We start from the raw sequence: 22793 nt of genomic DNA, 5'->3' as shown, positions 1-22793 counted from the left end.
GATACGCCCGCTCCGCGGGCTACTCGATCAGCGTGGAGAGCGCCCGAGCCGCCGGCCCGTCGAAAACCCGACGATTGCCGGAGAAGGTCTATGCATACGCATGCAGGGTGTGAGACAGTCGGTTGTCGCGACACGCAACCCGAAACTGCCGTCGTGACGAAGACCTGAGTGGCACGGGCATCCCGAGCGGCGCACCTCGCGTGCGGCGCTGCCCCGCCGCTCTCACGCCCGCCGCCGGCCCGCCTCCTTCCGGAGCGCCCGGGCCCGCGCTCCTCACCCCCAAGGACACCCTGATGAACGACACCCGCCTGCGCCCCGCTCTGCCCACTCTGCCCACCTCGCCCGCCCTCCCCCGACGCAGCGTCCTCTCCGGCGCCGCCTGGTCGGTCCCGGTGATCGCCGTCGCGATCGCCACGCCGGCCGCCGCCGCCTCGACCGCCCCCGAGGCCGACAAGGGCCCGATCACCGGCACCATCGCCTTCACGCCCGTGCAGTACCGCGGCACCCGCGCCGGCGACCGGGTCGAGTTCCCGGTGCTGACCGGCGTCGTCACGATCTCCCGCGGCCCGCTGCCGACCAAGATCTTCCTCAACTTCTCCGAGGTCAGCGCCGGTCGCGTCGACCTGCGCCGCGACGCCGGCCGCTACGTCGCGGTCGACCCGGCGACCGGCCGCTTCGAGGTCCGCGGCGTCTACAACGCGATCGTCGGCGGCGACAACCCGTTCGGCTTCGTCTACGCGGGCGTCGAGGCGGAGGACGCCGACGGCGCGCTCTTCGGCTACACCGTGGCCGAGCTGATCGGCTGACCCGCCGACGATCCCGCGAGGTCGGCGCGCGTCACCGGGCGAGGGCGGCCAGCTCCGCCCGGTTGCGCGCGCCGGCCTTGCGCAGCAGGTTCGACACGTGGAACTTCGCGGTGTTGCCGCTGATGCCGAGGTCGTCCGCGATCCGCTGGTTCGACGCGCCGAGCGTTATGAGGTTCAGCACCTCGCGCTCGCGGGCGCTCAGCTCGGCGACGTCGAGCCCGTCCGGCTGAGCCGGCGGGTCCAGCGGCAGGCGGATCGACAGGGTCGAGCCCCAGCCCGCCGTCGACGCGATCGACAGCTCGCCGTCGAGACCGCGCACGCGCTCCGCGATCGGGCGCAGCGCCTCGTCGCGGGTGGTCAGCTCGCCGCGGCCGTCGTCGCGGATCTCGACCAGCAGGTTCAGCCCGTCGCAGTCCCACTGGATCCGCACCCGGCGCGTCTGCTCCGACTCCACGAACGCCAGCACGGCGCTCCGCACGATCGCACGCGCCGCGTGCGCGACCTCGCCGGGCAGCGCGCGACCGGTCGCCGGCGGCTCGACGAACTGCACGTCCAGGTCGCCGAAGCGCACCAGCGGGCTCAGGTCGCGCCGCAGCCGGGCGAAGGCGCCGACGACGGGCTCGAGCATCGCACTGCGCTGCTCGTCGGAGGCGGTGCGCAGCTCGACCAGCGCGTTCGCCGCGATGTCGATCGCGACGGTGCGGGCCGCCCGATCGTCCAGGCGCTCGGCGCGCAGGGCGGCGAGCACCGACTCCAGCGCCACCGCGTGCCGGTCGGCCTGCTCGGCGACGGTGCGGGCGTGCTGCTGCAGCAGCGAGCGGGAGGCGGGGGTCTCGTCGGGTGTCTCGGCTGCGGTCTCGGCGGGCTCCATCCCTCGAACCTACCCGGCCTACCCGCGCACGGCGCCACCCACCCGATCGGGTAGGCGGACCCGTTCCAACGGGTGGTGGGAGCCGGAGCCCTCCGCGCGCAGGCTGGCCACATGCCCGGAACCGACGACCCCACCACCGACGTCACCACCGACCCCGCCCAGGCCCTCGCCGCGATCGTCGCCGAGGTCTCGAAGGCGACCGCCGCGCTCACGACCGACCGCCTCGAGCCCGTCGCCGAGCTGCTCGCGGACGCCGAGCGCGTCTTCGTGCACGGCGCCGGCCGCTCCGGCCTCGCCCTGCGGATGACCGCCATGCGCCTGATGCACCTCGGTCTCGTCGTGCACGTGGTCGGCGACGTCACCACCCCCGCGATCCGCGAGGGCGACGTGCTGCTCACCGCGAGCGGCTCCGGCACCACCGGCGGAATCGTGCGCGCCGCGCAGTCCGCCGTCGACGCCGGAGCGCGGGTCGCCGCGATCACCACCGCCGCCGGATCCCCGCTGGCCGAGCTCGCCTCCGCCGTCGTGATCGTGCCGGCCGCCGACAAGCTCGACCGCTCGGGCGCCGCCTCGGCGCAGTACTCCGGCGGCCTCTTCGAGCAGGTCGTCGTGCTCACCGGCGACGCCCTGTTCCACGCGCTCTGGAAGCGCGGCGGCGCGAGCGCCGACGAGCTCTGGCCGCGCCACGCGAACCTCGAATGACGACCGGCCCCACCCTCCTCACCATCCCCACCTCGACAGGAAGAAGCACCCCGTGAAGCTCCAGTTCGCCATGGACACCCTCAGCACCGACGCCGCCCTCGAGCTCGCCGCCGCGGCCGCCCCGCACGTCGACATCCTCGAGCTCGGCACCCCGCTGATCAAGAGCGCCGGCCTCTCGGCCATCACCGCCATCAAGGAGGCGCACCCCGACAAGACGGTCTTCGCCGACCTCAAGACGATGGACGCCGGCGAGCTCGAGGCCGACATGGCCTTCAAGGCGGGCGCCGACCTCGTCACCGTCCTCGGCGTCGCCGGCGACAGCACCATCGCCGGCGCGATCGCCGCCGGCAAGAAGCACGGCAAGGGCGTGGTCGTCGACCTCATCGGCGTCCCCGACAAGGCCGCCCGCGCCCGCGAGGTCGTCGCGCTCGGCGCCGAGTTCGTCGAGATGCACGCCGGCCTCGACGAGCAGGCCGAGGAGGGCTTCACCTTCGAGACGCTCCTGCGCGACGGCGAGGCCTCGGGCGTCCCGTTCTCGGTCGCGGGCGGCGTCAGCACCGCCACCATCGAGTCGGTGCAGCGCGCGGGCGCCGTGGTCGCCGTCGCGGGCGGCGCGATCTACGGGGCGCCCGACGTGGGTGCGGCCGCTGCCGCCCTGCGCGCCGCGATCGCGTGATCACCGCCATCGCCTGATCACACGGGGCGGCGCCGCGCTCACGCGCAGCGCCGCCCTTCTTCCTGCCACCCTCCGATTCCAGCCCGCCACCCTTGAGGCGGCCGGCCTCGGGTCGCGGATCCGGGACAATTGCGGGATGACTGGACGCGACGTCGAGCTGCCGACCGGCTACGAGCCGTTCTTGCGTTCGCTGGCGTCGCGCGTTCAGGATGCGCAACTGCGCGCTCAGCGCACCGTGAACGCGCAGCTCGTCAGCCTGTACTGGGAGCTCGGCCGCGCGATCCTCGACCAGCAGGCCAAGGAGCCGTGGGGCACCCGGGTCCTCGACCGGCTCGCTGAAGACCTGCGCCGGGAGTTCCCGGCGATGACGGGTCTGTCTCGCAGCAACCTCTTCTACATGCGCGCTTTCGCCGCCGCCTGGCCCGATCGGGAGAAAGTCCCACAGGCTGTGGGACATCTGCCCTGGGGCCACGTCCGCCTGCTCCTCGACAAGCTCTCCACCCCCGATGTGCGCGCGGCGTACGCCGTCGCTGCGGCCGAGAACTCGTGGACGCGGTCGATGCTGCTCACCCACGTGAAGAACCAGACCCTGGAGCGGTCCGGTCGGGCACCGTCGAACTACGTCGACCGGCTCGCGCCCGCCGACTCGGCTCTCGCTCGGGAGATCGCCAAGGACCCCTACGTCTTCGACTTCCTGAACCTCACCGAGGACGCTGCCGAGCGCGACATGGAGAACGCCCTCCTCGACCGCATCGCAGAGACGCTGCAGGAGCTCGGAACCGGGTTCACCTTCGCCGGCCGCCAAGTGCACTTCGAGGTCAGCGGCCGGGACTTCTCCCTCGACCTGCTCTTCTTCCACACCGAGCAGCTCCGGTACGTCGTCGTCGAACTCAAGAAGGGCGACTTCGAGCCCGCGTTCACCGGCCAGCTCGGGTTCTACATCGCCCTCGTCGACGAACGACTCCGGCGGCCGAGCCACGCCCCGACCATCGGCATCCTCATCTGCGGCGACAAGGACGAGCACATCGTCCGCTACGCCCTCAGCCAGGCGGCCTCACCCATCGCCGTCGCGACCTACACCTACGACGCGCTGCCCGACGCCGAGCGTCTCGCGCTTCCCGACGAGCAGCGCATCATCGCCGCCATCGACGCCAGCGGGGTCGTCGACGAATAGTCCCACAGCCTGTGGGACTATCGATCATTCCTCACGACGATCGATGCGGGCGAGCTCGGAGCCGGCGCGATCGCCGCCGGGAAGAAGCACGGCAAATGCCTCCTGCCGGGCCGTTCTTGCGAGGAGGCGCGCGAACACGATGCCCCAACGGCGCCGTGGAAGCTTCGCGATCCTCGATGAGGGAGAGGACATAAGCTCGCACGCATGGCAGCCGGCGCAGTGATGTACAACTTCGCGATACAGCTGGCTGATGTGGACCGCGGCGTCTACGAGGACATCACGCTGCGGGCCGCTCGGCACCCTTCCGAGACCGACGCGTTCATGATGACGCGCGTGCTCGCGTACTGCCTCGAATACGTGGAGGGGATCAGCTTCAGCGAGGGGATCTCGTCGACGGCGACCGAGCCGGCGGTGCTGGTCCGCGATCTCACCGGCAGGTTGACCACGTGGATCGAGGTGGGCGCGCCGGATGCCGAGCGACTGCACTTCGGGAGCAGGCTGGCCGACCGCACGACGGTCTACACGCATCGCAACCCGGAGAAGGTGATCGCGGCGTGGTCCGGCAAGCGAGTCCACCAGCTCGAGCAGATCACCGTGCAGAGCTTCGACCACGGGTTCCTGGATGCCGCGGTCGCGGTACTCGAGCGCCGCAACTCGCTGACCGTGTCGGTCGTCGAGGGGCAGCTGTATCTCGAGTTCAACGGCGTGACGTCGAGCAGCGACATCCACGTGCATCAGCCGGGCTGAGCGTCGGCACCCTCGACGCGAACGGAAGGACCGAGTCGCGTCCTGTTGCACGTCGACGTCCGTCGACTACTGCATTCCAGGCGGAGGCACGGCCGTCACGACGGGCCGGGTGCAGTGTTCGTCGGTCTGCTGCTCGCGTAAGAGGCGGTGCTGGAGGCGTTGATCGCGCCGACGCCGTGGTCGCGGGGGTGACGAGGGAAGTCGATACACCGCACCGCGGGTCGGCGGCCAGCAGAATCATGTCTTCGAACGAGGCAGAGAGCATCTGGTTCCCCGGTGCAGCCGACTCACTGGGGCACCGGGGCTCTCAGCGACGCCGAGCCGGGCGGTCTTCTTGAACGCCTCAGTGCGCAATGCGCGGTCGCCGCCGCCGTCGCCGAGCCACCGTCGCCTGATCCCCGCGGCGCTGCGCGCCCTTCCTCAGGAACATCGCCCTCCTCCAGCGCCACCCCTCCGACTTGACCCCTCCCGCCCGGCCCTCCATACTCGTCAAAACGAACTTTGAGTTCACCTAGTGAACTCCGCATCCCTCAACGACGAGCGGAAGGAACACCCCATGGGGTTGGCTGTCTGGGCCCTCATCGCGTACATCGCGGTCATCGTGATCTGGAGCGTCGCGCTCAAGCGCGGCATCGGCGAGGCCATGGTGGTCGGCTTCCTGGTCGTCTGCGCCTTCGGCGGCGGCGACTTCCTCCGCCTGGTCCTGGTCGGCATGCAGGCCGCCTTCGACCAGGAGATCGTGTTCGCCGCGCTGGCCTTCACCTTCATCGGCTTCCTGCTCGCCTCCACCGGCGTCATCGACCGGCAGGTCGACCTGCTGAACTCGCTGCTCGGCCGCCTCCGCGGCGGGGCCGGCTACGTCGCCACCGTCGGCTCGGCGCTGTTCGGCGCAGTCGCGCACTCCGGATCCGCCAACGCGGCGACCATGGGCTCGGTCGCGATCCCGTGGATGAAGCGGTCGAACTGGCCGCCGCACGTGGCCGCGACGCTGATCGCCGGGAACGCGGGCAACGGCACCGTCATCCCGCCGAGCGCCTCGTTCTTCATCCTGATCGGCACCGCCACGGTCGCGCCGTACATCTCGATCGACCAGCTGCTGCTCGCGATGTTCGCCGCCGCCGCCTGGTGCATCCTCTGGCGCCTGATCGTCGTCTTCTACTTCGTCCGCAAGTACAAGATCGGCCGGGTCGCCGCCGCCGACATCCTGCCGTTCGCGAAGTCGTTCCGCCGCGGCTGGACCTCGCTGCTGGTCTTCCTCGGCATCATCATCCCCGTCGTCGTCACCCTCGGCCCCACCGGCGAGGCGCTGACCGGCGTGCTCGGCGCGGACGTGATGGACACGATCAGCATCATCGTCTGGATCCCCGTGCTGCTCGGCCTCTTCGCCGCCGCGCTGGGCTGGCGCGGCCTGCCGAAGTCGGGCCGGGAGTGGTACGGCTTCGTCGCGAAGACGGCGCCCCGCTACCGCGACATCGGCGCCACGCTCGTCTTCGCCTTCGCCGGCGGCGCGGTGCTCACCGAGCTCGGGCTCGCCGAGCAGCTCTCCAGCGTGCTGAACGGGCTGAACGCCTCGCCCGTCGTGATGTCGGTGATCGTCGCCGTGATGGTCGTCCTGGTCGCCGGGCCGCTGAGCTCGACCGCGACCATCGCCACGATCGGCGGCATCGGCTTCAGCGTCCTCGTCGCCTCGGGCGTCGACCCCGTGCTCGCCGCGTGCGTCGTCCTCGTCGCCGCCTCCACCGAGGGCGCCTCGCCGCCCGGCGCCGCCGCGATCTACATCGCGACCGGCATCGCGCAGGTGAACCCGGTGAAGACGTTCGTCCCGCTGATCGTGCTCTACGTCCTCCCGATCCTGCTCATCGCCGCCCTCATCGGGCCGGGCTGGCTGCCGGTGCCGCACTGATGCGCGCCCGCGTCCGCCCCGCCGCCGTTTTCCCGCCCTCGTCCTGGAGACACTGATGTCCGAAGAAACCGCCCCCCGCGACTCCCCGCACGGCCCCGGCCGTCAGCGCGTCATCTCGCTGATGACCACCGTCTTCGTGGTCCTCCTCGTCACGATGCTCGTGCTCGGCACGATCCTCGTCCTGCTGCAGATCATCGGTCTGATCGTCGTGAACGGCACCCTCATCGCCGGCGCCTCCGCCGCGCTCAGCCCGTGGACGTTCGGCGTCGCCGGCGTGCTCGGCATCTGGACGCTCCTCCTCTCCTACGCCCACGGCTGGAAGCCCGCCGACTAGGCGGCGCCCCCTCGACACGGAACGAGAACGACATGACCGAGAACGAGCCCTCCCAGAACGCCGCGGTAGCGAAGACCCTCCTCATGCGCTTCGCCGCCCTCCCCGTCGCCAACGTCGGCGACTCGATGGACCGCCTCGGCGTCGTCGACGCCGCGATCCGCCCCGTCTGGCGCGGCGCCCGACTGGCCGGCCCCGCCTTCACGGTGGAGGTCGCCGGCGGCGACAACGCCGGCATCCACGAGGCGATCGGCCGGCTCAGCCCCGGCGACGTCCTCGTCGTCAACGGCCACGGCGTGCAGGACCGCGCGCTCGTCGGCGAGCTGATCGGCGAGCGGCTGCGCAAGGTCGGCTGCATCGGCATCGTGATCGACGGGGCGCTCCGCGACGTCGACAACCTCGAGGAGATGGGCTTCCCGGCGTTCGCCCGCGCGGTCAGCCCGGCCGGCCCCTACAAGAACGGACCGTTCCGGCTGGGCGTGCCCGTCGCGATCGGCTCGGTCGTGGTCTCCCCCGGCGACCTCGTGCTCGGTGACTCCGACGGCCTCGCGGTCGTCCCGGCCGGCGAGGCGGAGGCCGTGCTGGAGCGGGCGGAGGCCAAGCACGCCACGGAGACCGCGACTCGGAAGAGCATCCTGGCGGGGCCGTGACCGGGGACGGGACCGCCGCCGGGGACGTCGAGGCCGCGGCCCGGGACAATGGTGGCCATGGCCCAGACTCCCGCGGACGCGTCCACCTCGACCGTGCGCAGCGTCGACCGCGCGCTCGACCTGCTCGAGCTCCTCGAGCGCAGCGACTCGCCGCTGCGGCTGGTCGAGCTGAGCCGCGGCTCCGGCCTGCAGAACGCGACCGTGCTGAGGATCCTCGGCTCGCTCCAGCACCGCGGCCTCGTCGCCACCGAGAACGGGCTCTACCGGCTGGGGCCGGCGGCGCTCGGGATGGGGCACAGCTACCTCGCGACCGACCCGCTGATCGCCCGGGCCCGGCCGGTGCTGCAGCAGCTGGCGGTCAGCACCGGCCTGACCGCCTCGCTTTACGCGCGGATCGGCGACTCGCGGATCCTCACCGTGCGCGTCGACGGGCAGGACCCGCTGCGCTACCAGCTCCCACTCGGCCGCCGGCTCCCGCTGCACGTCGGCGCCGGGAAGAACATCCTGGCCGCCCTGCCGGAGGACGAGCGCGACCGGATCCTCGAGGGGCTCGGCGACACCGACACCGCGGCCGGCGAGCGGGTCACGGCCCGGGAGCTGCGCGAGCAGCTCGAGCAGGTCCGCCGCGACGGCTTCCACATCTCCATCAACGAACGCGAGACCGGCGTCGCCGCCGTGAGCGTGCCCCTCGGGGGCGCTGCCGGTGACGTGATCGCCGCGATCTCGGCCTCGGGCCCCCTCGAGACCACCCCCCGCGCCCACCTCGAGGCGCAGGTGCCAGAACTGCGCCGAGCGGCGAACGCCCTCCAGCGCTGATCAGCCGGAGCGCGAGCGTCCGGCGAAGGAAGGACGCGCGATGCGCATCGGATTCATCGGACTCGGCGAGGCCGGAGCCCTCTACGCGGCGGCCGCCGCCGCCCACGGCGACACGGTCTCGGGCTATGACCCGGCCGCTCCCGGCACTCCCGAGGGGGTGGAGCGGACGGCGGACCTGGCGGGTGCCGTCTCCTCCGCCGACCTCGTCGTCGTGCTGACGGCGGCGTCGCTGAGCGAGCGGATCGCGGCCGACGCCGCCCCGCACCTGCGCGCGGGCGCCGTCTACGCCGACTTCACCACCGCCTCCCCCGCCACGATGGAGGCGGTCGAGCGGGTGATCGACGCCGCGGGCGGCCGCTTCGCCGACGTCGCGATCCTGGGCCCGGTGCCCGCGAAGGGCGCGCGGACCGAGACCATCGTCAGCGGCGCCGCCGCGGCGGACGTCGAGGCCTGGCTGTCGGCGCTCGGCGCCGAGGTCGAGCGGATCGACGGCCCGGCCGGCGTCGCGACCTCGCGCAAGCTGCTCCGGAGCGTGCTGATGAAGAGCCTCGCCGCGGTCGTCGTCGAGGCCGTCACCGCCGGTCGCGCCGCCGGCTGCGAGCCGTGGATCCGCGAGCAGATCGCCGCCCAGCTCTCCGGCGACGTCGAGGCTAAGATCGACCGCTACGAGACCGGCAGCCGCAAGCACGCCGTCCGCCGCAGCCACGAGATGACCTCCGTCGTCGAGTACCTCACCGCCCTCGAGGTCCCGTCCGAGATGTCCGCGGCCTCGGAGCGCGTCCTGCAGCGCCTCGCGGACGAGGAGGCGGGCGGCGCATCGCGGGCGTGAGCAGCGAGCGCTCCCTGCTGGTCGAGTAGCCCCGCAGGGGCGTATCGCGACCCACCGTCGTCAGCAGGGCGAGTCTGCAGACCCGTCTTCTGACACCGGTGGATCTCGATACGCCCGCTCCGCGGACTACTCGATCAGCATGGACTTCCCCGGAGGGTAAGGAAGCAGGGCCGACCCCTCCCTGCTGGTCGAGTAGCTCCGCAGGGGCGTATCGAGACCCACCGCCCTCAGAAGGGCGAGTCGGCAGACCCGTCTTCTGACCCCGTTGGATCTCGAGACGCCCGGTGCGCGGGCTACTCGATCAGCACGGGCTGTCAACGCCCTGATGCGCGCTGGGTGGGGCGTCCTACCTTCGTCGGATCCGGGTGAGCGCCCGGTCAGGGACGAGCAGGAGGCAGCATGAGCGGGTACACGGGCGGGCGGCGGCGCGGGGGCCCGAGCCTTCACCGGCACGAGGTCGAGGGGGTGCATCGGATCGAGCACGCCTTCACCAACGTGTTCCTGCTGGAGGAGGGCGGGCGGCTGACCGTCGTCGACGCGGGACTGCCCGGGACCTGGCCGCACCTCCTCCGGACGCTGAACGTCCTCGGCCGCGGGCTCAGCGACATCGACGCGCTGGTGCTCACGCACGCGCACTTCGACCACCTCGGCTTCGCGCGGCGGCTGCGCGAGCGCGGCGTGCCGGTGTGGCTGCACACCGCCGACGCCCGGCTCGCCGCGCATCCCTACTCCTACCGCCGGCAGCGCACGCCGCTGCTGTACCCGCTGCGCCACCCGTCGGCCGTTCCGGTGCTGGGCGCGATGGCGCGGGCGGGGGCACTGCGAGTCCCTCCGCTCACCGGCACGACGCCGCTGGAGCCGGGTGCCGTGCTCGACGTGCCCGGCTCGCCCGCCGTGCTGGCGACGCCCGGGCACACCGACGGGCACGTCTCGCTGCACCTGCCCGAGCGCGGGGCGGTGATCGGCGGTGACGCCCTGGTGACGCTCGACCCGTACTCGGCCCGGACAGGTCCGCACCTGGTCGCCCGGGCGGCGACCGCGGACACGGCGGTCTCGCTCGCGTCGCTCGAGGTGCTGGCGGCGACCGGGGCGGACGTGCTGCTGCCGGGGCACGGGGTGCCGTGGCGGTCCGGAGTCGCGCAGGCCGCCGAGGTCGCCGCGCGCCGGCCGATCGCCTGAGCTCAGTCCTGCGCCCAGCTCGCGAGGTAGGGCAGCCGCCGCTCGAGCGCGAAGACGCGGGCGACCTCGGCGGCGTCGGCGCGGCGGCGGGCGGACTCCTCGTCGGTGCCCGACCAGGCGTAGGGGTAGGGGAACGGGTCGGTGAGGTGCGCCATCAGGTGCAGCACCATCTCGTCGTCGTCCTCGGCGGTGAAGTCCGGACTCGCGGTGCCGCGCTCGTTCCACTCGGCGCTCCAACGGCCGGCGGAGTCTCGGCGGGCGGACCAGCGCGGGTCGCCGTCGTAGGCGAGGCGGTCCTCCCGCACGACCGACCAGTGCCGGTCCCGCGACGGCAGCAGCTCGTGCGCGGCCTCGACGACGGAGACGGGCGTCCAACCGGCGGGGAAGAAGGTGCGCAGCGCAGTCGCGAGCACGAGCGGAGTCGGGAGCGCCGACGCATCCGCACGGCCGGCGCTCACCAGGGCGCACACCGCGAGGGTCTCCGGGTGCGGTCCCCCGGAGGCGCGGCCGAGCTCGGCCAGGTGGATCGCGAGGGAGCGGTGGAAGGCGGCCGAAGCCTCCGCGTCGGTGAACGGCGGGGCGGGGATGCGGCGGTCGAGCCGGATCCGGGGGATGTGGCGCACGACGGCTCCTCTGGTCGGTCGGGTCTCAGGTCACGGCTGCCGAGCGGCGCGCGGCCGCAGGCCGTCGAGCAGCACGTCGAGCAGCACGGCCCGGTCGGCGGGAGAGCCGAGGCGGACCGCGTGCTCGATGCCGCAGACGAGGTACTCGAGGTGATCGATCGTGAGGTCGGGGCGGACGGCGCCCGCGGTGCGCGCCGCCGCGAGCACTGTCGCGAAGGACTCGAAGATCTCGCGCTTGGCCGCACGGACGGACTCGGCCTCGTCCTCCTGCGAGAGCAGCACCGCCTGGAGACCGCCGTCGGACAGCTGGAGGTCGAGCGCCTCGCGGAGGTAGACGGCGAGGGCGGCGCCGGGGTCGGGCAGCGCGGCGGCGCGGCGCGAGACGGCGAGCATCGCCCCGAGGGTGTCGGCGGAGAGGGCCTCGACGAGGGCGTGGACGGTCGGGAAGTGCCGGTAGACGGTGGCGACGCCGACCCCGGCCTCGCGGGCGACCTCGTTCAGCCGGAGCGTGCTGCGGTCGTGGGTGCGCGCGACCTCGAGGATGCGCGCGCGGCTCCGCGCGGCGTCGGATCGGAGGACTGCCATGCGCCCCATCCTACGCAAGCGGATGAGTCATCCGTTTCGTGCTAGCGTCCGATGCGGATAGATCATCCGCTTCGAGAGACGAGGACCGCACGATGGGCGAGCAACCGATCTGGGACGCCGCACGACTCCCCGACCAGACCGGGCGCACCGTCGTCGCGACCGGCGCGACGGCCGGGATCGGCTACTTCGCCGCCGAGCAGCTCGCGGGCGCTGGCGCGGACGTCGTCCTGGCGTCCCGCTCGGCGGGCAAGCTCCGGCGGGCGGCGAACACCCTCCGCGGCGTGGTCCCGCGCGCCCGGGTCCGGACGGTCGTGCTCGAGCTCGGCTCGTCCGCCTCCGTCGACCGGGCCGCCGCGGAGCTGGCCGCGCTGCCGCGCCTCGACGGGATCCTGCTCAACGGCGGCGCGATGAGCATGGACCCGCGCGCGGTCACCGAGGACGGGCTGCCGCTGCTGCTCGGCACGCACGTCGCCGCCAGTGCGCGACTGGTCGCGCGGCTGCTGCCCGCACTCGCGGCGACCGCGGCCGAGCACGGCGGCCGGAGCCGGATCGTGCACACGTCGACGGGCTTCGTGCAGCAGTTCCCGATGCGGGTGGACGACCTGCGCCGGGTCCCGCGGGTGGGCATCAGCGCCTACACGAAGGCCAAGACGGCGACCGAGATCTGGGCTTTCGAGCTCGACCGCCGGCTGCGCGCCGCGGGCGTCCCGGTCGCGTCGATCGTCACGCGGCCCGGAGTGGGCGTCGACGCGAAGACCCCGGAGCGCGCGGGGATCCGCGACGCGACGACCCCTCACCAGCGCAATCCGTACACGCCGTGGGCGCAGGGCAAGGACACCGCCGCCTGGTCGGCCGTGCGGGCGCTCACCGATCCGCAGCTGCAGGGCGGCGAGTACGTCTCCCCGCGGGGCCGACTGCGGGGAGCGCCCGTCCTCGTCGCGCCGCCGACCCGGACCGCCGCTCCCCCGGCGGACGCGGCCGGCCGGCTCTGGCGCCAGGTCGAGGAGCTCGCGGGGGTCGGCGTCGACTTCTGAGACGCGACATCCGCAGACGCCGAATCGTCCCACGCGGCGGCCGCGGTCGCTCCCTCGACGATCGTGGCCCGCACAACATCAGCTGAGAGAGGAGGGCCTCCGCTGTCAGGGGAGGCCGGTGCGTTCTGGCTGATGTTGTGCGCGCCGATCCCCTCGCCGGTCGCGGCGGGTCGCCGCCCGGCCCCCGCGACTCTCCGGAAGTCACGGTAGTGGCGCGCGACTACCGCAACTTCTGGAGAGTGGCGGGCGCGCGGGCGATCCAGCCCGTCGCCTCCTCCAGGGCGCGGGTCACGGCCAGCAGCTGGGCCTCGCGGCCGTGGCGGCCGACGACCTGGACGCCGACGGGGAGGCCGTCGGGGGTGAAGCCGGCCGAGGTGACGACGACCGGGTGGGCGGTGAGCGTCAGGCGGTTGGCGAGCATCTGCCAGGTGAAGTAGCGGTCGAAGTCGTGGCCGTCGACGGACGGCACCCACTCGAGCTCCGCGGGCGGCGCGACGACGGGGGTCGCGGGCAGGATCAGCACGTCGTGCGTCTCGAGGACGCGGGCGGTGTCGCGGAAGAGGCGGGTGCGGCGCTCGTAGGCGTCGGCGAGCTGCGTCGCCGACATCGCTCGGCCCTGCTCGACGTTGCGGACGTAGTCGGGGCGGAAGCCGGTGGCGCCCGCGTCGACGGCGTGCCGGCCGCCGAGGAAGAACTCGAAGGTCTCGATGGTCTCCCAGGCCTCGTCGGCGCCCGCGAAGTCGGGCTCGTCCGCGTCGAGCACGGCGCCGAGTCCGGAGAGCTGCGCGGCGAACGCGGCGTGCACGGCGCGCACGTCGGGGTCGATCGGCAGCCCGCCGGCGTCGTCGCTCCACGCGATCCGCAGGCCGTCGACCGCGACCGGGCGCGCGGCGCGCACCGGCAGCGACGACAGCGGCCAGACGCTCTTCTCGACCGAGAGCGCGTCGAGGAAGAGGGCGGCGTCGGCGGAGTCGCGGGCCATGGGCCCGGTCACGCCGTGCGGGGTCCAGGCGTTGCCGGTGCGCCCGCTGGCCACGCGCCCGGGGCTCGGCCGCACGCCGACGACGTTGCAGAACGCGGCCGGGTAGCGCAGGCTGCCGCCGCTGTCGGAGCCGTCGGCGATCGGCAGCATCCGCGCGGCGAGGGCGGCGGCCGCGCCTCCGCTCGACCCGCCGGCGTGCCGCGAGAGGTCCCACGGGTTCACGGTGGTGCCGAAGACCGGGTTGAAGGTCAGCACCCCCTGGCCCATCTCGGGCGTGTTGGTCTTGCCGATGATCAGGGCGCCGGACTCGCGGAGCAGCGTCGCGAGCACGCTGTCGTGCGCGGCGGGCGCGGCGTCGGCGAAGGCGGCGGAGCCGTTCGTCGTCGGGAACCCGGCGACGTCCATCAGATCCTTCACCGCGGTCGGCAGGCCGTGCAGCGGTGGCAGCGGCTCGCCGGACACGAGCGCCTCGGCGGTGCGCCGGTCGGCGGCCTCCGCGGCGGCGAGCGAGACCGAGTCGGGCTGCTGCGAGACGACGGCGCGGATCGCGGGGTTCCGCTCCTCGATCCGCTCCAGGTGCGCGCGCATCACCTCGACGGCCGAGACCTCGCGGGAGGCGACGGCCGCGGCGAGCGCGACGGCGCTGCTGTCCGCGAGGTGCGCGGCGAGGCCCGCCATCAGCGCCCGCCCTCGTGCCCGTGCTGCTGCTCCGCGTGCTCGTGCCCGGCGTGGGCGTCCGACGCGGCGTCCGTGTGGCACGCGTGCGCCTCACCGGAGCCCCCCGGCGCGCAGTGCGCCGACTCCGACGCCGGCACGTCCAGCGACGGGTTGCGGTCGAAGAACCCGTCCGGCTCCAGCCGCAGGCTGATCCGGTCGACGGGCATGATCGGCCACTGCTCCGGGCGCGGGAAGTGGTGCACGCCGAGGACCGGCCAGAGCACGAGGCGCTCGTTCTCGAGCGAGCGGTCGGCCTGCTGCCAGACGTGCACGCCGTCGTCGCCGAGCTCGCCCTGGTTGGGGTACTCGCCGGCGATGAAGCGCTGCTCCGGGTCGAAGGCGCTCGCCCAGAGGTGCTGCCCGACGAAGGGCGCCTTCCGCTCGACGACGCTGCCCGGGCGGGCGTAGAGCTGCGCGGTGTTCTGCAGCGCGAGGCGGTAGGCGGTCGCCTCGCCGTAGCGGTTCTGCGCCGACTCGCTCTCGATCCGCCAGTGCAGCGCGCGCGACGGGTCGGCGCGGCGGGCGGCCACCGACTCCGAGGCCAGCGGCGTCTCGACGGCGAGGCAGGCGTTGCCGTACGGGTTGGTCGTCTCGTCGGGGTCGGCCTCGGCGTGCACCTCGACCAGGCGGTTGAGCGGGCCGTCGATCGCGGTGTCGAGGCGCACCGCGAAGTAGTGCTGGTGGATCGGCGCCTGCACGTTCGGCGCGACCATCCGCCCCGAGCGCGGCGACTCGCCGTCGGCGATGCCGCTCACCGACATCAGCCCGGTCAGCTTCACCTCGAGCTCGACCGAGCCGTCCTGGTACAGCGACCAGTAGAAGCCGTAGTCGTAGTTCGCGACGGTCGCGAAGCTCGAGATCACCAGGCGGCGGCTGCGGCGCACCTCGGCGCTACCGGTGCGGGTGTTCACGTGCTTCCAGAGGATCGAGTCGTCCTCCTCGTGCAGGCAGATGCCGTTGACGATGGTCTGCGGCTCGCCGTGGCCGTCGAGGTAGTCGACGTCGAAGTAGCGGATCTCGCCGAGGCAGTCGCAGCCGAGCTCGAGGCTCGCGGTGAGCGGGCCGGCGCCGTACTCGCCCCAGTCGAAGAAGTTCTTGCGGTAGGCGGTCGGGTCGCTGTCGAGGTACGGCACGTACATCTCGTTGACGGCGGCGCGCGCCAGCACCGGTCGCTCGACGTCGCCGTCGCGGTAGGTCAGCTCGTGCAGCACGAGGCCCTCGCGGTGGCTGAAGCCGACCCGGAACGACCAGTTCTGCCACTCGACGCGGTGCCCCTCGATCGCGAACCCGGGGCCGTCGGCCTGCACGATGTCGAGCTTCGACACCTCGCGGTCGGGGCCCCAGGTGCCGGCGGTGTAGACGCCGGTCTCGCTCGCCATCGGGATCACACCGTGGTCCTCGATCCGGATCACCTCGAGGGTGTCGAGGTCGAGGATCGGCACGAGGCCGGCGACCGGGCGGGCGTAGCCGTTGTCCTCGGGGAACTCGCGGTACCAGACCGTGCCCCAGCTGAGGCGGCGGTCGGCGAGGTCGTCGGGGACGAAGCCGGTGATCGACTCCGGGTCGACCCAGACCAGCGAGGTGTCGGTGATGCCGCGGAGGGCGAGCGCCTCCTTCAGGAGCGGGGAGTTGCGGGCGGCCTGGGCGATCAGGCGCGCCTCGTCGCTGGAGACGCCGGGGCGGCGGTGGTCGACGTCGGTCCAGACCTCGACGATCGCGGGGCTGTCGGGGCCGGCGGTCCAGCCGCGCACCTCCCAGGCGGCGCGGGCGTCCGGGTCGAGCACGACCAGGCGCACGGGGCGGGCGCCGCCGGGCGCGATGCCGCGGGCCTTCTCCTCGTCGAGGCTGATGCCCCAGAAGCGCGGGCGGGCGCCGATGCGGTCGCTCGCGCGGACGGCCGCGACGAAGGACGCGATCTCGGCGGCGGCGAGGGGGTCGAGCACGTGCGAGTGAGTGGTGAGGGTGCTGGTGGTGGAGCTCATGGCGGTCCTTCGGATCGGGGCGTCAGAGGTGCAGAAGGAGGGGGACTTCAGAGGGAGGAAGAGAGGAGCGGAGTGACGGGGCCGGTCCGTCGAGGCGGGCGCGGTTCCCGGCCGCGACGGCAGAGAGCGGTCAGCCCGCCCCCGCGACGATCGCGCGGCCGTCGGCCCGCGGATCGCTGGCGGCATCCAGCCGCCCGTCGCGGTGCAGCCGCACGAGCTGCACGTGCCCGGCCTCGTCGATCGGGCCGGACGATTCAGCGACCGGAAGCCCGAGCTCTCCCGCCGCAGCGACCGCAGCGGGAACCCCCGGCTCCGCCACGAGCGTCAGCTCCTCGTGCCCGAGATCCCGCGCCCCGACGACGAAGCGCGGCCGCTCGAGCACGGCGGCCGGATCCGCGGCGGGATCGAGCAGCTCGCGGACGAGCTGGGCGAGGATCCACGGCTGGGCGCTGCCGCCCTGGCAGCCGAGCCCGAGCAGCAGCCCGTCGCTCTCGGCGATCACCGGCAGCAGGGTGTGCGGCGGGCGCAGGCCCGGGCCGACCCGGCCGGGGTGCGCGGGGTCGGTGCTGAAGGCGGAGCCGCGGTTGTGCAGGACGATGCCGGTGCCCGGGTCGAGGATTCCCGAGCCGAAGAGCTGGTAGACGCTCTGGATCAGGGTGACGACCGTGCCGTCGGTGTCGGCCGCGGTGACCGCGACCGTGTCGCCGAGCGCGCGGCCGGCCCGCGGCAAGGAGCCGCGCGAGAGGGAGCGGGGGTCGAGCATGGCGGCGACGTCGATCGCTCCGCCGCGCGGGTCGCCGAGCGCGGACTGCCGCACGAGCGCCGCGTCGCGGACCGCCTCGACGAGCTGCGCCGTGTCGCCGGAGAGCGCCTCGGGCAGGACGCCGAGCAACACCACGCCCTGGCTGGGCGGCGGGGCCACCCACCAGCGCACGCCGCCCTCGCGGGAGACGGCGGGCTCGACCAGCTCGGCCTCGTGCGCCGCGAAGTCGGCGGGGGTGTGCGCGCCGCCGAGGGCGGCCAGGCGCGCGGCGAGGGAGTCGGCGATCCGGCCGCGGTAGAACGCTCCGGGGTCGTCGACCAGCTCTGCCAGCGAGGCGGCCAGCGCGGGCTGCACCAGCAGGTCGCCCTCGCCGAGGAGCCCGCCGTCGCCGTCGCCGAAGACGCCGCGCATGCCCTCGTCGGCCAGCAGCTCCTCGCGGCGCAGGGCGATCGCGCGGCCGAGTCCGGCGGAGATCGGGAAGCCCTCGGCGGCCAGCTCCGCGGCCCGGCGCAGGGGCGTGTCCAGGCCCAGGCGGCCGCCGAGACCCGCGATCGCGCGCCAGCCGGCGACCGCGCCGGGGATCGTGACGGTCTGCGCGCCCTGGCGCGGCATCCGCTCCTCGCGGGAGAGCGCGGCGACGTCGATGCCGGCGGGCGCCGCTCCGGCCGAGAGCACCGCGACGACGTCCTCGCCGGGGCGGCGGACCAGCGCGATCAGGTCGCCGCCGAGCCCGCACTGGTGCGGGTACACGACGGTGAGCGCGGTCGCGGCGGCCAGCGCGGCGTCGATCGCGTCGCCGCCGTCGGCGATGGCGCGGGCCGCGGCGTCGAGTGCGGCGGGGTGCGGCGCCGCGACGGCGACGCGGGCGGGAGGCGGGGAGGAGGTCATGCGGTCACCGTCCGGTCCGGGCTGAGGAAGTCGAGGTCGGGGCGGTCGACGCCGTCGACGAGATCGGCGAGCGCCTCGCCGATCGCGGGGCCGAACTTGAAGCCGTGGCCGGAGCAGGCCGCGGCGACCAGCACCTCGGGCCGACCGGGCAGCGCGCCGACGACGAAGCGCTTGTCGGGGGTCATCGTGTAGAGGCAGGCGACCGCCTCGCCGCCGGCGGTGTCGATCCCGGGGACGAAGCGACGGAGCAGGCTCTCGAGGTGCGCGATCTCGGCCGCGGTCGGCGGGGCGACGGGGACGGCCGGGTCCCAGACCGGCCCCGCGTCGACGCCGATCTTGGCGCCGGAGCCGGCCGCCTCGGGCAGGCCGAAGACGAGACCGTCCGGCAGATCGACGGAGAAGCAGCCGAGCGCCGGCGGCTGCGCGACGCGCTGACCGGCCGGGACGGTGAGGGTGAGGATCCGCTGCACCTCGAAGAAGCCGGCGGTCTCGGGCAGCAGCCGCTCGACCCAGGCGCCGCCGGAGACGACGAGGCGGCGCGCACGCAGCTCGCCCGCGGAGGTGCGGACGGTGACGACGCCGGCGCTGTCGTCGATGCTCCAGTCGAGCACCTCCTCGTCGAAGCGCAGCTCGGCGCCGGCGGCGGTCGCGGCGGACTGCGCGAAGGCCAGCGCGCGGGCGGCCTCGACGACGCCGGCGTCGGGGTCGTGGACGACGCCGTAGTCGGCGGGCGGAGCGAAGGACGTGTCGGGCACGGGCACCGGCCGGCTGCGCCCGCCCTGCAGCGCCGCCTCGCCGCGGTGCGCGTAGAGGCCGCCGGTCGGGTGCACGAACGGCGCCCCGGCCGCGGCCGCCCAGCGGTCCCAGCCGCGGAAGGCGCGGTCGACCAGGTCGTTCCAGACCGGGCTCGGGTAGGCGCGACGGATCATCCGGGTCGCGCCGTGCGACGAGCCGCGGACGTGACCGGGGCCGAACTGCTCGATCCCCACCACACTGCGCCCGCGCACGGCGAGCTCGAAGGCGGTGGCGGAGCCGTGGATCCCGAGGCCGACGACGATCGCGTCGTGCACGGTGTCGTCGGAGACCGTCATGAGCTCACTCCCGCGACTGCCGTCAGCAGCGCCTCGACGTCCGACTCGTCGGTGTAGACGTGCGGCGACACCCGGACGACGCTCGCGAGGCCGCGCGCGCCGAGGTCCCACTGCGCGTGCGAGGCGGGCACCGCGAGCGAGTCGACGGCCGCCTCGCGCAGCCGCGCCGAGACGGTCTTGCCGGGGACGCCGTCGACGGTGAAGGTGACGATGCCGGACGGCGACACGGGCGGATCCGCCACGGTGACGCCGCCGATCGCGGACAGCTCGGTGCGCAGCCGGGCGCCGAGCGCCACCAGGTGCGCCTCGGTCGCCGCCGTGCCGCGCTCGTGCGCCTCGCGCAGCGCCTCGCCGAGTCCGAGGCGGAGGGCCACCGACGACTCCCAGGTCTCGAGGGCTCTCGCCGTGCCGTCCATCGTCCACTCCTGCTCGCTCGTCCACTGCGAGCCTCGCACGTCGGGCGCCCAGGCCCCGATGCCGTCGAGCAGGCCGCGGCGGAGGAAGACCAGCCCGGTCCCGCGCGGCCCGCGGAGGAACTTGCGGCCGGTGGTGACGAGGGCGTCGCAGCCGATCGCGCGGACGTCGATGTCGAGCTGGCCGACCGACTGGGTCGCGTCGAGCACCGTGATCGCGCCGTAGCGGCGGGCCAGCGCGCCGATCGCGGCGACGGGCTCGACGAGTCCGGAGGAGGTGGGGACGTGCACGGCGCTGATCACGGTGCGGCCGCTCGCGGTGGCGAGGGCGCTCTCGAGCGCCTCGACGTCGAGGCCGCCGCTGGAGTCGTTGGGGAGGAGCGTCAGCCGGACGCCGTCGTAGCGCTCGAGCGCGAGCAGCCGCAGCGCCTGGCTGACGTAGCTCGAGCGCGGGGCGAGCACGGTGTCGCCGGCGCCGAGGCGGAGGGCGTCGAAGATCGCGCGGAGGCCGCTGGTCGCGCTGTCGAAGAAGGCGATCTCGTCGGCGTCGGCGCCGAGCAGCGCGGCGGCGGCGACGTAGGCGGCGTCGACCCTGTCGGCGACCGCGTTCGCGGCCTCGTAGCCACCGATCCGCTGCTCGAGGCGGAGGTGCGCGATCACCGTCTCGAGGACCGAGTCGGTCATCAGGCCCGCGCCGGCCGCGTTGAAGTAGTGCCGGCCGGCGGTTCCGGCGGTGCGCGCGCGCTCGGCGGCCACATCGATGGACGTCCGGGCGGGGGCGCCACCGGTGAGGCCGATCGTCATCTGCAGGTCCCTTCTCGCGGTCGCCGTACCGCCGACCCCTTAATGGATCCCATCGTACGCAGGTTGTATCCATTCTGGCTACCGCCGGATACGCTGGCGGAATGAGCCACCCCGCCGTTGAGCACTCCGCCGAGCAGCACTCCCCCGAGCAGCGTGCCCGCGAGCTCGGCCTCGCGATCCCCGACTACCTCGACCCTCCCTACGGCGGGCGCTACGGCGGCAGCACCCTGCGGGCGTTCCACCGCACCGGCGACCTGCTCGAGCTCAGCGGCATCACCCCGGAGTCGCGTGACGGCGCCCTGCTGCACCCGGGCGCGGTCGGCGTCGACATCACCCTCGAGCAGGCGCGGGAGGCGGCCCGCTACACCGCCGTCAACGCACTCGGCATGATCCGCGCGGCCCTCGGCTCGCTCGACGAGGTCGTCGCCCTCTCGCGCGGGCTCTGCTTCGTGCTCTGCCCGCCCGGCTTCGAGCGCCTCAACGAGGTCTCGAACGCCGCGAGCGACCTCCTCCTCGACGTCTTCGGCCCCGACGCCGGCCGCATGGGCCGCGCCTCCATCGGCGCCACCGCCCTCTCCCGCAGCGCCTGCTTCGAGCTCTGGCTCAGCCTGGAGTGCCGCCCCCGCTGACGCCCCCCCCCTCCCGGCACTCCAGGTCCCCGCCGGGGGCCGCAGGCGGCCGCCCTAAGCTCGAGGGCGTCGGTGGTCGGTGCAGCCCAGCAGGAGGACGAGTCGTGGACGTGGTTCTCGGAGTCGACGTCGGCACGTCCAGCACGAAGGCGATCCTCGTCGGCCTCGACGGGCGGGTCGTCGCCGAGGCGGCCCGCGCGCACGTCGTCGACCGGCCGCGGCAGGGCTGGGTCGAGATGGACTCCGGCGTCTGGTGGGCCGAGTTCCGCAGCCTCGTCGCCGAGCTGACCGCCGCCGCGCCGCACGGGGTCGTCGTCGCGGTCGGCGTCAGCGGCATGGGCCCGTGCGTGCTCCTCACCGACGCGGCCGGCGACGAGCTCCGCCCCGCGATCCTCTACGGCGTCGACACCCGCAGCGTCGGGATGCTCGACGAGGTCACCGCGCTGCTCGGCGGCGAGGAGGCGATGCGCGCCCGCACCGGCTCCGGGCTCTCGGCGCAGGCCGCGGGCGTCAAGCTCGCCTGGGTCGCCCGCCACGAGCCGGAGCTCTGGCGCCGCGCCGCCCGCTTCACGATGCCGTCCTCGCGGATCGTCGAGCTGCTCACCGGCGAGTACGTGCTCGACCACCACTCCGCCAGCCAGTGCACGCCGCTCTACGACGTCGCCCGCGAGGAGTGGATCGACGAGTGGGCCGCCCTGCTCGCCCCCGGCCTGCCGCTCCCCCGCCTCGGCTGGCCCGGCGAGACCGCCGGCCGCATCACTCCCGAGGCCGCCGCCGCGACGGGGCTGCCGACCGGCGTGCCGGTGGTCTTCGGCACCATCGACGCCTGGGCCGAGAGCCTCAGCGCCGGTCGCCGCCGACCGGGCCGGGTGTTCCTCCAGTACGGCACGACGATGTTCCTGGTCGCGCCGATGGCCGCCCCGACCCCGCTCGGCGGAATGTGGACGACGGTCGGCGCCGCCCCGGGCGAGCCGACCGCGGCCGGCGGCATGGCCACCTCGGGCGCCGTGACCGACTGGCTGCGCCGGCTGACCGGCGCCTCCTGGGCCGAGCTGCTCGACGAGGCCGCGCGGTCCGGACCGGGCGCCGGCGGGCTGCTCGTGCTGCCCTACTTCGCGGGCGAGCGCTCGCCGTTCGCCGACTCCGACGCGCGCGGCGTGATCGCCGGGCTCGGCGTCGGCTCCACCCGCGGCGACCTCTACCGCGCGGTCCTCGAGGCCACGGCCTTCGCCGTCCGGCACCATCTCGAGGTGCTCGGCGAGCACGGCGTGCGCGTCGAGGCGCTGGTCGGCGCGGGCGGCGGGGTCGCCGCCGAGCTCTGGCCGCAGATCGTCAGCGACGTCTGCGGCCTGGAGCAGGTGATCCCCACGGTCTCGGTCGGCGCGGCCTACGGCTCGGCCGTGCTCGCGGCGGGCCTGGTCACCGAGGTCGACATCGAGGAGTGGAACCCCGCGGCGACGACCCTCGTTCCCGATCCGGCCGTCGCCGCGCTCTACGACGGGCTGTACGCCGACTTCCGCCGGCTCTACCCCGAGACCCGCGCCACCGTGCACCGCCTGGCGCAGCGGAGCCGGGACCTCGGGGCAGGCGGCTGATCT

At 74.1% G+C, this 22793-nt stretch carries 22 protein-coding genes; 14 read left to right on the top strand and 8 right to left on the bottom strand.

Annotated features, from left to right (window positions below; genetic code table 11):
- Positions 1-293 precede the first annotated feature (293 nt).
- Positions 294-806 carry a hypothetical protein gene (locus C1I64_RS17175; RefSeq protein ID WP_127888055.1) on the top strand — a complete coding sequence of 171 codons (513 nt, stop codon included), beginning with the start codon at positions 294-296 and terminating at the stop codon, positions 804-806.
- 31 nt (positions 807-837) lie between these two features.
- Here C1I64_RS17175 and C1I64_RS17170 read toward each other — a convergent pair whose 3' ends face one another.
- Positions 838-1677: a helix-turn-helix transcriptional regulator gene (locus C1I64_RS17170; protein WP_127888054.1), complete on the bottom strand. Its 840-nt coding sequence runs from the start codon at positions 1675-1677 to the stop codon at positions 838-840.
- 111 nt (positions 1678-1788) lie between these two features.
- Between C1I64_RS17170 and hxlB the strand changes: the two genes are divergently transcribed.
- The 10 genes from hxlB (at position 1789) to C1I64_RS17120 (ending at position 10684) form a co-directional block, all read left to right on the top strand.
- Positions 1789-2379 carry a 6-phospho-3-hexuloisomerase gene (hxlB, locus tag C1I64_RS17165; protein ID WP_127888053.1) on the top strand — a complete coding sequence of 197 codons (591 nt, stop codon included), beginning with the start codon at positions 1789-1791 and terminating at the stop codon, positions 2377-2379.
- A gap of 52 nt (positions 2380-2431) precedes the next feature.
- A complete protein-coding gene (gene hxlA, locus C1I64_RS17160) occupies positions 2432-3055 on the top strand; it encodes a 3-hexulose-6-phosphate synthase (RefSeq protein ID WP_127888052.1) in 624 nt (207 codons plus the stop codon).
- Entirely contained in the window at positions 3018-4229 is a 1212-nt protein-coding gene (locus tag C1I64_RS17155) for a PDDEXK nuclease domain-containing protein (RefSeq protein WP_341867839.1), read from the top strand. The genes hxlA and C1I64_RS17155 overlap by 38 nt, the downstream gene beginning before the upstream one ends.
- Positions 4230-4433: 204 nt before the next feature.
- Positions 4434-4976, top strand: coding sequence for a YaeQ family protein (locus C1I64_RS17150; protein WP_127888051.1), 543 nt, complete (start codon positions 4434-4436; stop codon positions 4974-4976).
- A 556-nt stretch (positions 4977-5532) separates the two neighbouring features.
- On the top strand, positions 5533-6879 hold the full coding sequence (locus C1I64_RS17145; RefSeq protein WP_127888050.1) for a TRAP transporter large permease subunit: 1347 nt from the start codon (positions 5533-5535) through the stop codon (positions 6877-6879).
- 55 nt (positions 6880-6934) lie between these two features.
- Positions 6935-7213 (top strand): hypothetical protein, encoded by a 279-nt coding sequence (locus C1I64_RS17140; RefSeq protein WP_127888049.1) that lies wholly within the window; start codon positions 6935-6937, stop codon positions 7211-7213.
- A gap of 32 nt (positions 7214-7245) precedes the next feature.
- Positions 7246-7860, top strand: a complete 615-nt coding sequence (locus tag C1I64_RS17135) for an RraA family protein (protein WP_127888048.1) — start codon at positions 7246-7248, stop codon at positions 7858-7860.
- A gap of 57 nt (positions 7861-7917) precedes the next feature.
- Positions 7918-8676, top strand: a complete 759-nt coding sequence (locus C1I64_RS17130; protein WP_127888047.1) for an IclR family transcriptional regulator — start codon at positions 7918-7920, stop codon at positions 8674-8676.
- A 40-nt stretch (positions 8677-8716) separates the two neighbouring features.
- A complete protein-coding gene (locus C1I64_RS17125) occupies positions 8717-9505 on the top strand; it encodes an NAD(P)-dependent oxidoreductase (RefSeq protein WP_127888046.1) in 789 nt (262 codons plus the stop codon).
- A gap of 399 nt (positions 9506-9904) precedes the next feature.
- Complete coding sequence (locus tag C1I64_RS17120; protein ID WP_127888045.1) at positions 9905-10684, top strand: MBL fold metallo-hydrolase; 780 nt, start codon at positions 9905-9907, stop codon at positions 10682-10684.
- Between the two features lie 2 nt (positions 10685-10686).
- Here the strand turns inward: C1I64_RS17120 and C1I64_RS17115 are convergent, their stop codons facing one another.
- The gene (locus C1I64_RS17115) at positions 10687-11307 is read right to left on the bottom strand and encodes a hypothetical protein (protein WP_127888044.1); all 621 of its coding nucleotides are present in this window, start codon (positions 11305-11307) and stop codon (positions 10687-10689) included.
- A 30-nt stretch (positions 11308-11337) separates the two neighbouring features.
- A complete protein-coding gene (locus C1I64_RS17110) occupies positions 11338-11892 on the bottom strand; it encodes a TetR/AcrR family transcriptional regulator (RefSeq protein ID WP_127888043.1) in 555 nt (184 codons plus the stop codon).
- 92 nt (positions 11893-11984) lie between these two features.
- Between C1I64_RS17110 and C1I64_RS17105 the strand changes: the two genes are divergently transcribed.
- The gene (locus C1I64_RS17105) at positions 11985-12926 is read left to right on the top strand and encodes an SDR family NAD(P)-dependent oxidoreductase (protein WP_127888042.1); all 942 of its coding nucleotides are present in this window, start codon (positions 11985-11987) and stop codon (positions 12924-12926) included.
- Positions 12927-13146: 220 nt separating this feature from the next.
- Here C1I64_RS17105 and C1I64_RS17100 read toward each other — a convergent pair whose 3' ends face one another.
- The 5 genes from C1I64_RS17100 to C1I64_RS20400 form a co-directional block, all read right to left on the bottom strand.
- Positions 13147-14586 (bottom strand): amidase, encoded by a 1440-nt coding sequence (locus tag C1I64_RS17100; RefSeq protein ID WP_127888041.1) that lies wholly within the window; start codon positions 14584-14586, stop codon positions 13147-13149.
- Entirely contained in the window at positions 14586-16607 is a 2022-nt protein-coding gene (locus tag C1I64_RS17095; RefSeq protein ID WP_127888040.1) for a primary-amine oxidase, read from the bottom strand. Before C1I64_RS17095 ends, C1I64_RS17100 begins: the two co-directional genes overlap by 1 nt.
- A gap of 130 nt (positions 16608-16737) precedes the next feature.
- Complete coding sequence (locus C1I64_RS17090; RefSeq protein WP_127888039.1) at positions 16738-18258, bottom strand: gamma-glutamyltransferase; 1521 nt, start codon at positions 18256-18258, stop codon at positions 16738-16740.
- Positions 18255-19349, bottom strand: a complete 1095-nt coding sequence (locus C1I64_RS20405; protein ID WP_208645156.1) for an FAD-dependent oxidoreductase — start codon at positions 19347-19349, stop codon at positions 18255-18257. The genes C1I64_RS17090 and C1I64_RS20405 overlap by 4 nt, the downstream gene beginning before the upstream one ends.
- Positions 19346-20566: an aminotransferase class V-fold PLP-dependent enzyme gene (locus tag C1I64_RS20400; RefSeq protein WP_208645155.1), complete on the bottom strand. Its 1221-nt coding sequence runs from the start codon at positions 20564-20566 to the stop codon at positions 19346-19348. The genes C1I64_RS20405 and C1I64_RS20400 overlap by 4 nt, the downstream gene beginning before the upstream one ends.
- Positions 20567-20667: 101 nt before the next feature.
- Between C1I64_RS20400 and C1I64_RS17080 the strand changes: the two genes are divergently transcribed.
- Positions 20668-21195: a RidA family protein gene (locus tag C1I64_RS17080; protein WP_127888038.1), complete on the top strand. Its 528-nt coding sequence runs from the start codon at positions 20668-20670 to the stop codon at positions 21193-21195.
- A 104-nt stretch (positions 21196-21299) separates the two neighbouring features.
- Positions 21300-22790, top strand: coding sequence for an FGGY-family carbohydrate kinase (locus tag C1I64_RS17075; protein ID WP_127888037.1), 1491 nt, complete (start codon positions 21300-21302; stop codon positions 22788-22790).
- Positions 22791-22793 lie beyond the last annotated feature (3 nt).

The organism is Rathayibacter festucae DSM 15932 (genome assembly GCF_004011135.1).
Taxonomy (GTDB): domain Bacteria; phylum Actinomycetota; class Actinomycetes; order Actinomycetales; family Microbacteriaceae; genus Rathayibacter; species Rathayibacter festucae.
Note: the sequence above shows the minus strand (reverse complement) of the source record. Positions and strands in the feature narration are given on the sequence as shown.

Excerpts from the sequence above, each read along its gene's own strand:
- C1I64_RS20400 (WP_208645155.1), bottom strand. The coding sequence starts at position 20,566 with ATGACGATCGGCCTCACCGGTGGCGCCCCCGCCCGGACGTCCATCGAT.
- hxlB (WP_127888053.1), top strand. The coding sequence starts at position 1,789 with ATGCCCGGAACCGACGACCCCACCACCGACGTCACCACCGACCCCGCC.
- C1I64_RS17130 (WP_127888047.1), top strand. The coding sequence starts at position 7,918 with ATGGCCCAGACTCCCGCGGACGCGTCCACCTCGACCGTGCGCAGCGTC.
- C1I64_RS17125 (WP_127888046.1), top strand. The coding sequence starts at position 8,717 with ATGCGCATCGGATTCATCGGACTCGGCGAGGCCGGAGCCCTCTACGCG.
- C1I64_RS17120 (WP_127888045.1), top strand. The coding sequence starts at position 9,905 with ATGAGCGGGTACACGGGCGGGCGGCGGCGCGGGGGCCCGAGCCTTCAC.
- C1I64_RS17175 (WP_127888055.1), top strand. The coding sequence starts at position 294 with ATGAACGACACCCGCCTGCGCCCCGCTCTGCCCACTCTGCCCACCTCG.
- C1I64_RS20405 (WP_208645156.1), bottom strand. The coding sequence starts at position 19,349 with ATGACGGTCTCCGACGACACCGTGCACGACGCGATCGTCGTCGGCCTC.
- C1I64_RS17105 (WP_127888042.1), top strand. The coding sequence starts at position 11,985 with ATGGGCGAGCAACCGATCTGGGACGCCGCACGACTCCCCGACCAGACC.
- C1I64_RS17100 (WP_127888041.1), bottom strand. The coding sequence starts at position 14,586 with ATGGCGGGCCTCGCCGCGCACCTCGCGGACAGCAGCGCCGTCGCGCTC.
- C1I64_RS17095 (WP_127888040.1), bottom strand. The coding sequence starts at position 16,607 with ATGAGCTCCACCACCAGCACCCTCACCACTCACTCGCACGTGCTCGAC.
- C1I64_RS17140 (WP_127888049.1), top strand. The coding sequence starts at position 6,935 with ATGTCCGAAGAAACCGCCCCCCGCGACTCCCCGCACGGCCCCGGCCGT.
- C1I64_RS17090 (WP_127888039.1), bottom strand. The coding sequence starts at position 18,258 with ATGACCTCCTCCCCGCCTCCCGCCCGCGTCGCCGTCGCGGCGCCGCAC.
- C1I64_RS17080 (WP_127888038.1), top strand. The coding sequence starts at position 20,668 with ATGAGCCACCCCGCCGTTGAGCACTCCGCCGAGCAGCACTCCCCCGAG.
- C1I64_RS17170 (WP_127888054.1), bottom strand. The coding sequence starts at position 1,677 with ATGGAGCCCGCCGAGACCGCAGCCGAGACACCCGACGAGACCCCCGCC.
- C1I64_RS17150 (WP_127888051.1), top strand. The coding sequence starts at position 4,434 with ATGGCAGCCGGCGCAGTGATGTACAACTTCGCGATACAGCTGGCTGAT.
- C1I64_RS17145 (WP_127888050.1), top strand. The coding sequence starts at position 5,533 with ATGGGGTTGGCTGTCTGGGCCCTCATCGCGTACATCGCGGTCATCGTG.
- C1I64_RS17135 (WP_127888048.1), top strand. The coding sequence starts at position 7,246 with ATGACCGAGAACGAGCCCTCCCAGAACGCCGCGGTAGCGAAGACCCTC.
- C1I64_RS17110 (WP_127888043.1), bottom strand. The coding sequence starts at position 11,892 with ATGGCAGTCCTCCGATCCGACGCCGCGCGGAGCCGCGCGCGCATCCTC.